The 12,932-nt window shown below is 39.8% G+C and carries 4 protein-coding genes; all 4 read left to right on the forward strand.

Annotated elements, in window-relative coordinates:
* The first annotated feature begins 416 nt into the window (after nt 1-416).
* Nucleotides 417-10,076, forward strand: coding sequence for a Vomp family autotransporter (locus tag ACJTDF_RS00630; protein WP_407965692.1), 9,660 nt, complete (start codon nt 417-419; stop codon nt 10,074-10,076).
* Nucleotides 10,076-10,645, forward strand: coding sequence for an invasion associated locus B family protein (locus tag ACJTDF_RS00635; RefSeq protein WP_407965693.1), 570 nt, complete (start codon nt 10,076-10,078; stop codon nt 10,643-10,645). The genes ACJTDF_RS00630 and ACJTDF_RS00635 overlap by 1 nt, the downstream gene beginning before the upstream one ends.
* A gap of 381 nt (nt 10,646-11,026) precedes the next feature.
* A complete protein-coding gene (locus ACJTDF_RS00640; protein ID WP_407965694.1) occupies nt 11,027-11,749 on the forward strand; it encodes an RlmE family RNA methyltransferase in 723 nt (240 codons plus the stop codon).
* Nucleotides 11,750-11,914: 165 nt separating this feature from the next.
* Nucleotides 11,915-12,928, forward strand: a complete 1,014-nt coding sequence (gene obgE, locus ACJTDF_RS00645) for a GTPase ObgE (RefSeq protein WP_407965695.1) — start codon at nt 11,915-11,917, stop codon at nt 12,926-12,928.
* Nucleotides 12,929-12,932: the final 4 nt, after the last annotated feature.

A 12,932-nucleotide genomic window follows, 5' to 3' on the forward strand; every position in this document is an offset into this window, starting at 1 on the left:
TTGTGGTTTATGTTGGGAGAACGCTTTTATTAATATAACACATTAAGGATCTTAATAACGAATAAAACATCCCTTATTAAGATCTATTAAATACATTTAATAAATTTATTCACAAAATTATCTAACCATATAAAAATCTTAAACAACTACAATACAACCTAATAAAATAAAATTATGTCTTTTTAATGTCATACGCTCTCATTAAAAAATTTTTATAAAAACATCAAACCCTAACTCAATAAAAACATTACGAAATAAAAATAACAGCTCAAAACGACTTTAATAAAAAGACAGAAACCCATTAATTGAAGAATTCTTAAAATGACTAATACCTTATCTCTTGATCCCTTAATAACCACCGAATGTGTCTTTTTGATGTCTAAAGTTTATTTTTTATCTTTATGGGAGAATTTATTATGAAAAGATCAGATCTTATCTTAAAAAGCGGTGATTTAAGGGGGTATTCTTGTTCTCGTCGTTCACCTTTGTTGAAAGCTGCTTCATTAGGTACTGTTATGACAGCGCTTTTATCAAGTGTTTCACCTGTTGCTGCAACTACTTTTTCTCCAACAGAGCAACAAACAACGATTCAGAGCCAACAAGATCTTAAAAGCTCTAAAAGCACTGATGGTTCAGGTGTGCTTTCTTCAAATGTTTTTCTTGGAGATTCAGAAGGTCGTAACGGAAGTATTCATTTTTCGAGTGATCAATTTTGTGGTGTAGATGATATTGTCGTTTCTAGCACTTTTGATTCAAAGAAAATAGATACAGGAAGAACTATTACTGAAGGGAATAATGAAGAACTTATAGCTGGCAGAAAATTTGCTGCTTGTCAGCTTGAGAGACCTGCAATTTGGACTGTTGATGGTAGAAATACAGTGCTTGATGTGTTTGAGACACCTGTCGTGAACAATATGTTGAGAAATTCTTCACGTGGTGAGCTACTTCCGAACGATACGGAGATTGCTATAGGTAAGGTGAAGAGAGTAGAAAAAGACTCTATTGCTATTGGTGCAGACGTAATTGCTGGGGGGGGGGATGCAATTGTTATAGGCAACAAGGCAGAGGCAAATGCTTTCGATGGAGGTAAAAGATCAATTGTTATAGGTTATGGAGCAAGAGCAGGGATAAGAGATGATACAGAACTTGCTATCCCTGATAATATAGTTATAGGTACTGAAGCATTTTCAAGGGTGTCTCGAGGAGTGGTTATAGGTACGAAGGCAAGTACAAGCTGGGCAGACGCTGTAGTTATAGGTACAGAGGCATCGGGTAATGGTCAATCCTCGGTTGCTATAGGTGAAAAGGCAAAGGCGGGTATTGATGCGGTTGCTATAGGTAAGGGTGCAAACTCTTCTGCGGACGCGGTTGCTATAGGTGGAAAGGCAAAGGCGGGTATTGAAGCGATTGCTATAGGTAAGGGTGCAGAAACTCTTGACAAACAATCGGTTGCTATAGGTTCAGATGCATCAGTTTCGGGTATTGAAGCGATTGCTATAGGTAAGGGTGCAAAAACTCTTGACAAACAATCGGTTGCTATAGGTTCAGATGCATCAGTTTCGGGTATTGAAGCGATTGCTATAGGTAAGAGTGCAAAAACTCTTGACAAACAATCGGTTGCTATAGGTTCTTTTTCTCAGGCAGTTGCAAGAAAAAATTGGGGAGGTTATGATCCTCTGACAGATAAAGAGAAGGAGGCAGGTAAAGCGGGGGATCATATATGGAGCGCTACTAATGGGATGGTCTCTATTGGTGATAATGAGAGTGAACGATCGCGAGTGCTTACTGGAGTAGCAGCTGGGCGAGAGGATTATGATGCTGTGAATGTTGCTCAGTTGAAGGCTTTGAGACAATGGGCAGGAGATGAGATAGCTAAAGCTGGAGGAAGTTGGGATTTAAGTGTTAATGGAGAAGATTCTGCAAATATTTCTTCAGGAAGCACTGTTGATTTTTCATCTACTGACAACCTTGAAATTTCAAAGGATGAAAAGAATAAAGTAACATTTGATCTTGCGAAGAATATCACTGTTGATAGCATAGCAGTAGCAGGGCATACCTTAGATCAAAAGGGCTTAGCTCTTCGAAACGGTCCAAGCATAACGATTTCTGGAATCGATATGGCTAACAGAAAGATCACAGGAGTTGCTGATGGCATTGCGGATAGTGAGGCTGTTAATAGAAAACAGTTGAATAAAGTAGAAGAACTCGCAAAGAAAGGTTGGACGCTGACTGTTGAGGATAAATCTATAAATGTTGGAGCAGGCAACACAATTTCTCTGCGCACCCGAAGTAAGAATCTCTCACTTGTGAGTGATAATATGGGTAATATGACACTTGATCTTGCGAAGAGTATCACTGTTGATAACATAACAGTAGGAGACAATATCTTAAATGAAAACGGCCTACAGATTAAAGATGGGAGCACTGTGCTTGGCCCAGCTATACTGGTTAGTGGGATCAGTGCGGGTAATAAAAAGATTACGGGCGTATTAGCTGGTACAGAAGGTACTGATGCAGTTAATTTGTCGCAATTGAATGAAGTAAAAAATGAATTAGAAAAAAATAATTGGATTCAGCAAGATTCTGGGACGGGTGTTATTACAATCGGTGCAAAAGTTGATGGTACGGAAATCAACTTTGCGAACAAAGATAAGAAAGGGCGGACCCTTTCCGGTATCAAGGATGGGACACTTTCAGCAGCTTCCACAGAAGCTGTTACAGGAAAACAGCTTTATAAAGTAGATAGCGAGCTTACAGAAACCACTAAAAAAGTTTCTGATGTGAGCAAGACTGTTGATGGTTTGTCTACGAGTGTTAGTGGTTTGTCTGCAAATGTGAAGCAAGTTGAAGGTGATGTATCGGCTATTGCTAAGAATGCTTCTGACTATTTAGGAGGTGGAGCGAATGTTCTTAGTGGGACAGCCCCGACTTATAAGGTTCAGGGTAAAAATTACCAGAATGTAGGAACAGCCTTTGCTGGTGTTGATGTTTCAATCACTGACATTTATTCGAAAATTGCGAGTGTAGCAGGGGATAGCCTTGTACAACAAGAAGCAAGTGAAAAAGGTGATGGCCTTATCACGATAGGTTCGAAAGTAGGTGGTACAGAAATCAGTCTTATGAACAAAGATGATGGAAGTCGAACCCTTTCGGGCTTAAAGGATGGAACACTTTCAGACGCTTCCACAGAAGCTGTTACAGGAAAACAGCTTTATAAAGTAGATAGCAAGCTTACAGAAACCACCAAAAAAGTTTCTGATGTGAGCAAGACTGTTGAAGGTTTGTCTACGAGTGTTAGTGGTTTGTCTACAAATGTGAAGAAAGTTGAAGGTGATGTATCGGCTATTGCTAAGAACGCTTCTGAGTATTTAGGAGGTGGAGCGGATGTTCTTAGTGGGACAGCTCCAACTTATAATGTTCAGGGTAGTGCTTACACGAATGTCAGTTCAGCCTTTGCAGGTGTTGATGGTTCGATTACTGACCTTTATTCACAGATTGCGAGTGTAGCAGGGGGTAGTCTTGTTGAACAAGAAGCAAGTGAAAAAGGCGATGGCCTTATCACGATAGGTTCGAAAGTAGGTGGTACAGAAATCAGTCTTGCAAACAAAGATAAGAAAGGTCGGACCCTTTCCGGTTTGAAGGATGGAACACTTTCAGAAGCTTCCACAGAAGCTGTTACAGGAAAACAGCTTTATAAAGTAGATAGCAAGCTTACAGAAACCACCAAAAAAGTTTCTGATGTGAGCAAGACTGTTGAAGGTTTGTCTACGAGTGTTAGTGGTTTGTCTACAAATGTGAAGAAAGTTGAAGGTGATGTATCGGCTATTGCTAAGAATGCTTCTGACTATTTAGGAGGTGGAGCGGATGTTCTTGTTGGGACAGCCCCGACTTATAAGGTTCAGGGTAAAAATTACCAGAATGTAGGAACAGCCTTTGCTGGTGTTGATGTTTCGATTACGGATATTTATTCGAAAATTGCGAGTGTAGCAGGGGGTAGTCTTGTTGAACAAGAAGCAAGTGAAAAAGGCGATGGCCTTATCACGATAGGTTCGAAAGTAGGTGGTACAGAAATCAGTCTTGCGAACAAAGATGATGGAGGTCGAATCCTTTCAGGCTTGAAGGATGGCATGGTTTCAGGAGGCTCTACTCAGGCAGTTACGGGCAACCAGCTTTATATCACGAATAGCCAGATTGCTAGTTATTTAGGAGGTGGTGCGAGCTATGAAGATGGCAAATGGACAGACCCTACTTTCACAATTAATGTTCTCCAAGAAGATGGTTCTATGGCAGAGAAAGGATATAAGAATGTAGCAGATGCTTTAAAGGATGTTAGTAGTTCATTTACGACGGTTGTAGAGAATAATCTTATCCAACAAGAGGAAAGTGAAAAAGGCGATGGCCTTATCACGATAGGCTCGAAAGTAGGTGGTACAGAAATCAGTCTTGCAAACAAAGATAAGAAAGGTCGGACCCTTTCCGGTTTGAAGGATGGAACACTTTCAGAAGCTTCCACAGAAGCAGTGACAGGAAAGCAGCTTTATAAAGTAGATAACAAGCTTACAGCAACTACAGGAAAAGTTGATGGTCTGTCTATAATTATGAGGAGCGTTCAAAGTAATGTATCAGCTATTTCTGAGAATACTTCTAACTATTTAGGAGGTGGAGCGAGTGTTCTTTTTGGGACAGCCCCAACTTATAATGTTCAGGGTAGTGATTACAATAATGTGGGAGAAGCGTTTGCAGGTGTTGATAGTTCTCTTTCAGATATTTATCAGGAGCTTTCAGGAGTTGGAAGTAAGAGCCTTGTACAACAAGAAGCAAGTGAAGATGGCAGTGGCCTTATCACGATAGGTTCGAAAGTAGGTGGTACAGAAATCAGTCTTATGAACAAAGATGATGAAGGCCGGACCCTTTCCGGCTTGAAGGACGGATTAGTCTCAGAAGATTCCACAGAAGCGGTTACAGGAAAACAGCTTTATGGGGTTAATAGCAAGCTTACAGAAACCACAGGAAAAGTTGATGGTCTGTCAACAAGTATGAAGCAAGTTGAAGGGAATGTATCGGCTATTGCTGAAAACGCTTCTAACTATTTAGGAGGTGGAGCGGATGTTCTTGTTGGGACAGCCCCGACTTATAAGGTTCAGGGTAATGCTTACACGAATGTGGGTTCAGCCTTTGCAGGTGTTGATGGTTCGATTACGGATATTTATTCGAAAATTGCGAGTGTAGCAGGGGGTAGTCTTGTTGAACAAGAAGCAAGTGAAGATGACAGTGGCCGCATCACGATAGGTTCGAAAGTAGGTGGTACAGAAATCAATCTTGAGAACAAAGATAAGAAAGGTCGGACCCTTTCCGGTTTGAAGGATGGAACACTGTCAGCAGCTTCCACAGAAGCAGTGACAGGAAAACAGCTTTATGAGGTTGATACCAAACTTACTGCGAGTGTTGATGAATTGTCTACGAGTATGACGGATGTTCAAAGTAATGTAGCAGCTATTTCTGAGAATACTTCTAACTATTTAGGAGGCGGAGCGAATGTTCTTGGTGGGACAGCCCCAACTTATAATGTTCAGGGTAGTGATTACAATAATGTGGGAGAAGCGTTTGCAGGTGTTGATAGTTCTCTTTCAGATATTTATCAGGAACTTTCAGGAGTTGGAAGTAAGAGCCTTGTACAACAAGAAGCAAGTGAAAAAGGTGATGGCCTTATCACGATAGGTTCGAAAGTAGGTGGTACAGAAATCAGTCTTGCAAACAAAGATAAGAAAGGGCGGACCCTTTCCGGTTTGAAGGATGGAACACTTTCAGAAGCTTCCACAGAAGCTGTTACAGGAAAACAGCTTTATAAAGTAGATAGCAAGCTTACAGAAACCACAGGAAAAGTTGATGGTCTGTCAACAAGTATGAAGCAAGTTGAAGGGAATGTATCGGCTATTGCTGAAAACGCTTCTAACTATTTAGGAGGCGGAGCGAATGTTCTTGATGGGACAGCCCCGACTTATAATGTTCAGGGTAAAAATTACCAGAATGTAGGAACAGCCTTTGCTGGTGTTGATGTTTCGATTACGGATATTTATTCGAAAATTGCGAGTGTAGCAGGGGGTAGTCTTGTTGAACAAGAAGCAAGTGAAGATGACAGTGGCCGCATCACGATAGGTTCGAAAGTAGGTGGTACAGAAATCAATCTTGAGAACAAAGATAAGAAAGGCCGGACCCTTTCCGGTTTGAAGGATGGAACACTGTCAGCAGCTTCCACAGAAGCTGTTACAGGAAAACAGCTTTATAAAGTAGATAACAAGCTGACAGCAACTACAGGAAAAGTTGATAGTCTGTCTATAATTATGAGGAGCGTTCAAAGTAATGTATCAGCTATTTCTGAGAATACTTCTAACTATTTAGGAGGTGGAGCGAGTGTTCTTTTTGGGACAGCCCCGACTTATAATGTTCAGGGTAGTGATTACAATAATGTGGGAGAAGCGTTTGCAGGTGTTGATAGTTCTCTTTCAGATATTTATCAGGAGCTTTCAGGAGTTGGAAGTAAGAGTCTTGTACAACAAGAAGCAAGTGAAAAAGGCGATGGCCTTATCACGATAGGTTCGAAAGTAGGTGGTACAGAAATCAATCTTGCGAACAAAGATGATGAAGGCCGGACCCTTTCAGGCTTGAAGGATGGCATGGTTTCAGGAGGCTCTACTCAGGCAGTTACGGGCAACCAGCTTTATATCACGAATAGCCAGATTGCTAGTTATTTAGGAGGTGGTGCGAGCTATGAAGATGGCAAATGGACAGACCCTACTTTCACAATTAATGTTCTCCAAGAAGATGGTTCTACGGGAGAGAAAGAATATAAGAATGTAGCAGATGCTTTAAAGGATGTTAGTAGTTCATTTACGACGGTTGTAGAGAATAATCTTATCCAACAAGAGGAAAGTGAAGATGGTGATGGCCGTATCACGATAGGTGCGCAAGTAGGAGGTACAGAAATCAGTCTTGAGAACAAAGATAAGAAAGGTCGGACCCTTTCCGGTTTGAAGGATGGAACACTGTCAGCAGCTTCCACAGAAGCGGTTACAGGAAAACAGCTTTATGAGGTTGATACCAAACTTACTGCGAGTGTTGATGAATTGTCTACGAGTATGACGGATGTTCAAAGTAATGTATCAGCTATTTCTGAGAATACTTCTAACTATTTAGGAGGCGGAGCGGATGTTCTTGGTGGGACAGCCCCAACTTATAATGTTCAGGGTAGTGATTACAATAATGTGGGAGAAGCGTTTGCAGGTGTTGATAGTTCTCTTTCGGATATTTATCAGGAACTTTCAGGAGTTGGAAGTAAGAGCCTTGTACAACAAGAAGCAAGTGAAAAAGGCGATGGCCGTATCACGATAGGTGCGCAAGTAGGAGGTACAGAAATCAGTCTTGAGAACAAAGATAAGAAAGGTCGGACCCTTTCTGGCTTGAAGGATGGCATGGTTTCAGGAGGCTCTACTCAGGCAGTTACGGGCAACCAGCTTTATATCACGAATAGCCAGATTGCTAGTTATTTAGGAGGCGGTGCGGGCTATGAAGATGGCAAATGGACAGACCCTACTTTCACAATTAATGTTCTCCAAGAAGATGGTTCTACGGGAGAGAAAGAATATAAGAATGTAGCAGATGCTTTAAAGGATATTAGTAGCTCATTTACGACGGTTGTAGAGAATAATCTTATCCAACAAGAGGAAAGTGAAGATGGTGATGGCCGTATCACGATAGGTGCGCAAGTAGGTGGTACAGAAATCAGTCTTGCAAACAAAGATAAGAAAGGGCGGACCCTTTCAGGCTTGAAGGATGGAACACTTTCAGAAACTTCTAATGAAGCAGTGACAGGAAAACAACTTTATGAAGTTGATACCAAACTTACTGCGAGTGTTGATGAATTGTCTACGAGTATGACGGACGTTCAAAGTGATTTATCGGTTATTGCTAAGAATGCTTCTGACTATTTAGGAGGCGGAGCGAATGTTCTTGGTGGGACAGCCCCGACTTATAATGTTCAGGGTAGTGATTACAATAATGTGGGAGAAGCGTTTGCAGGTGTTGATAGTTCTCTTTCGGATATTTATCAGGAACTTTCAGGAGTTGGAAGTAAGAGCCTTGTACAACAAGAAGCAAGTGAAAAAGGTGATGGCCGTATCACGATAGGTTCGAAAGTAGGTGGTACAGAAATCAATCTTGCGAACAAAGATGATGGAGGTCGAACCCTTTCAGGCTTGAAGGATGGCATGGTTTCAGGAGGCTCTACTCAGGCAGTTACGGGCAACCAGCTTTATATCACGAATAGCCAGATTGCTAGTTATTTAGGAGGTGGTGCGAGCTATGAAGATGGCAAATGGACAGACCCTACTTTCACAATTAATGTTCTCCAAGAAGATGGTTCTACGGGAGAGAAAGAATATAAGAATGTAGCAGATGCTTTAAAGGATATTAGTAGTTCATTTACGACGGTTGTAGAGAATAATCTTATCCAACAAGAGGAAAGTGAAAAAGGCGATGGCCGTATCACGATAGGTGCGCAAGTAGGAGGTACAGAAATCAGTCTTGCAAACAAAGATAAGAAAGGGCGGACCCTTTCAGGCTTGAAGGACGGAGCAGTTTCAGAAGCTTCCACAGAAGCAGTGACAGGAAAACAACTTTATGAAGTTGATACCAAACTTACTGCGAGTGTTGATGAATTGTCTACGAGTATGACGAACGTTCAAAGTAATTTATCGGTTATTGCCAAGAATGCTTCTGACTATTTAGGAGGCGGAGCGAATGTTCTTGATGGGACAGCCCCAACTTATAAGGTTCAGGGTATAGATTACCAGAATGTAGGAACAGCCTTTGCTGGCATTGATACAACGTTGACACAGCTTCTAAATGAAACGAGTGAAAATACTGAAAATCTTCAAAATAGTTTATTATGGGATGAAAAGGAAGGAGCATTTGTTGCACTTCATGGTGAAAAGGGGCAAGAGAAAGTTAAGAGCAAACTTAAGTTTCTTGATGATGGAGATATAGCAGAGGGTTCGACAGAAGCGATTACAGGTAGTCAGTTATATGCAACGAATAGTACACTAGCTTCCTATTTTGGAGGTGGAGCAGAATATGGAGCTAACGGATGGGTTGCTCCAACGTTTGAAGTTATTCAATTTAATTTTGGTGGTAAAGCTGGTGAGCAGAAATATGATACGTATAATAATGTAGCTGATGCTTTTGGTGGTGTTAACAAAAGTATGGAAAGCCTAAATAATCGTATTGATAGTGTTGAGAATCAAGCAGAACAGAATGGTTTAAACTGGAATGAAGGTAAAGGCGCTTATGATGCAAGTCGAAAGGATGAAGAAGGAAATCTTGACAGCAGTAAGATTACCGGTGTTAAAGATGGAGATATATCAAAAGGTTCTAGCGATGTTGTTACTGGAAATCAGCTTTGGGAAACGAACAACAAAGTAGATGGTCTTAAAAACGACGTAGATGATCTTAAAAACAAGGTTGATGGTTTTGAGGATGCAGTTGGCCAAATGGCAGAGGGTGCTGTTCAATATGATAAAGATGAAGATGGGAAGAAAACGAATAAAATCACTTTAGCAGGTGGTGATGCAAGTGCTCCTGTTGTGATTGATAATATTGGCGATGGTAAAGTTGAAAAAGGTTCGAAAGAAGCTATTAATGGTGGGCAGTTATATGAGAAAATGGAAATTGTTCTCGATGATGCAAAAAAGTATACAGATGAAAAGATGAAGGATGCTGTTTCTGAAGCTAAAGATTATACTGATATGAAGTTTGATAGCCTAAATTATAATATCGAGGGTGTAAAAAAAGAAGCAAGGCAAGCAGCAGCTATTGGTTTAGCTGTATCTAGTTTGCGTTATGAAGATGCTCCTGGTGCATTAAGCGTTGCATTTAGTAGTGGTTCATGGCGCAGTCAATCTGCAATTGCTTTTGGTGCTGGTTATACATCTGAAGATGGAAATATTCGCTCTAACATCTCTGTAACAACTGCTGGTGGTCATTGGGGCGTGGGTGCAGGACTAAGTTTGAGACTAAAATAATGGTGAAATATCAAAATATTTTTGTAAGTCTTTTTTTTGTCTTTGTCTTATTAGGCAAAGGAGGAAGTTTTGCTCATGAAAAAAATATGTATACGCTACATCCACCCCAGCTGTCTGTACCATCCGGAAAACCTGGAGAAATACGACGTCTCATTATGCAGTTTTATAATTGGACTTTGATTTGTGATGAAAACACAATTCTTAAGCAGGGTATATGTAATGTAACACAAACAGTTCATGATGAAGAGGATAATACAGTATTTAGTTGGTCTCTTGTTTCTACAAAAAATGGTCAACCAGCTATGCTTTTCCGTACATTGCCAAATTCTGATACAACTACTCCTATAAAAATATCTGTAGAAGGTGTTAAAGAACCTAGTTTAGTTCGTTATACGCAGTGTGATGAAATGGTCTGTTTGGCACAGTCAGCTTTGAGTTCTGTCTTAAGTGATCAAATAGAGAAAAAGAAGAATGTACGTATTTCCTATAAGCTGAAAGAAGGAAAAACTCTCTCTTTTATCTTACCATTTAATGGGCTGAGTGAAGCGCTATTTTCTTTACAACGATAAAAGATGTAATAAGATACAGAAAAAAGAGATTGCTATTTTAGCTAATTTTTAAAAGAATTTTATTGCAAGGCTTAAAATTTTATTTTTGGGAACTTTTGGAACAATAATAATTTTATTGAGTAGGTATCTATCTCAATTAAATAGAGTACGGTCAAAGTTAAATTGAAGATATTTTGATAAAGAACGTAGAGTAGCTATGATCCTTATGATAGAAATTTATTGTCGTAGGATATAGAAAAATGTGCAACTACTTCTTGCGTTTTATGAAGCGAAATAAGAGATTTGCTAGGATTGAATGTTGAATGATAGTACTTGGAGCATCATCATAAGAATAAGTATTTTAAGCATTAAAAATTATCAGAATATAAAAATAGTAAATTTATGAAAAAAACAACATCAAGAGGTGGTAGAGGTGGTTCAGGGTCATACGCGCTATATCAGCGTGTAAAAAAGAAAGCAGGAACGATTAAAGCATCGTCACGGCGATGGTTAGAGAGGCATTTGAATGATCCTTATGTTCATCAGTCAAAAATAGATGGTTATCGTTCACGTTCTGCTTATAAACTTATTGAAATTGATGAGCGTTATAAGATCTTCAAAAAAGGCCAGAAAATCATCGATCTAGGCGCTGCTCCTGGGGGATGGTGTCAGGTTGCAGCCCGTAAAGTGGAATCAAGTGATCAGAAGCCAAGCGTTGTTGGTATTGATTATTTGCCGGTGGATCCACTACCGGGGGTTATAGTACTGGAGATGGATTTTTTACATGAAAATGCATCGCAGAAATTGATGAATGCTTTAGGAGAACAGCCAGATATAGTGCTTTCTGATATGGCAGCGCCAACAACGGGACATCGTCAAACGGATCATTTGAGAACAGTATATTTATGTGAAATGGCTGCTGATTTTGCTCTTTCTGTTCTTAAGTCTGGAGGTCATTTTTTGGCAAAGGCTTTTCAGGGAGGAGCAGAGAATACTCTTCTCACTACATTAAAACAGAATTTTAAAACAGTCCATCATGTCAAACCCCCTGCAAGCCGAGCAGAATCAGTTGAACTTTATCTTTTAGCTCTTGAATTTAAGGGTATAACTGAAACACAAAAATAGTTTTTATATATAAAAGGCTAAAAGTTATTTGATTTTATTGATAACACAAAAACTTCTTTAATCAATTTGTAGTAATTATTGTGCGTTTTTTGTATAGAATAAAAACCCGTAAAATAAACGTATTTTTATATAAATAGAAGAAGCTAATTCCTCAATAGGCGTTTTATGAAATTTCTTGATCAGGCTAAAGTCTATATTCGTTCTGGTAATGGTGGAGCAGGAGCAGTATCATTCCGTCGTGAAAAGTTTATAGAATTTGGAGGTCCAGATGGAGGGAATGGAGGACGTGGTGGTGATGTGTGGGCTCTTGTCGTTGATGGACTCAACACACTGATTGATTATCGTTATCAACAGCATTTTAGAGCAAAAACAGGAGGGCATGGTAAGGGGCGCAATATGACAGGCGTAAAGGGTGATGATGTCATTCTGAAAGTGCCAGTTGGAACACAGATTTTTGAAGAAGATAATAAAACATTAATTTGTGATTTGACAGAAGTTGGTCAACGTTATCGTCTTGCCAAAGGAGGCAATGGCGGTTTTGGTAATCTTCATTTTACAACTTCTACGAATCGAGCACCACGGTATGCAAATCCAGGCTTGAGTGGAGAAGAACGTACACTTTGGCTACGTTTGAAATTGATTGCTGATGGGGGACTTGTTGGTCTGCCAAATGCTGGCAAATCAACTTTTTTAGCGGCAGTAACAGCTGCAAAGCCAAAAATTGCGGATTATCCTTTTACTACTTTGTATCCTCATCTTGGTGTTGCATCTATTGATGCTCGTGAATTTGTTTTGGCCGATATTCCTGGTTTGATCGAAGGAGCTCATGAAGGTGTGGGAATCGGTGACCGTTTTTTAGGGCATGTAGAACGTTGCCGTGTTTTACTTCATTTAGTTTCTGCTCAAGAAGAAAATGTGGCAAAAGCTTATCATATTATTCGTCATGAGCTTGAGTCATATGGACATCAGTTGAGCAATAAAACTGAAATTGTGGCTTTAAGTCAAATTGATACTCTGCCTATTGAGGAACGTGCCGTCAAACAAGAAATATTGCAAAGAGCATCTGGTAAATCGGTTATGATGTTTTCTGCGGTTAGTCATGAAGGTTTAGATCATGTATTGCGTGCTATTGCACATATCATTGAAAAAGAAAGAAAAAATAATGTTTATAAAGCATAAATAG

The sequence above is a fragment of the Bartonella bennetti genome (genome assembly GCF_045945445.1).
Classification (GTDB): Bacteria; Pseudomonadota; Alphaproteobacteria; order Rhizobiales; family Rhizobiaceae; genus Bartonella.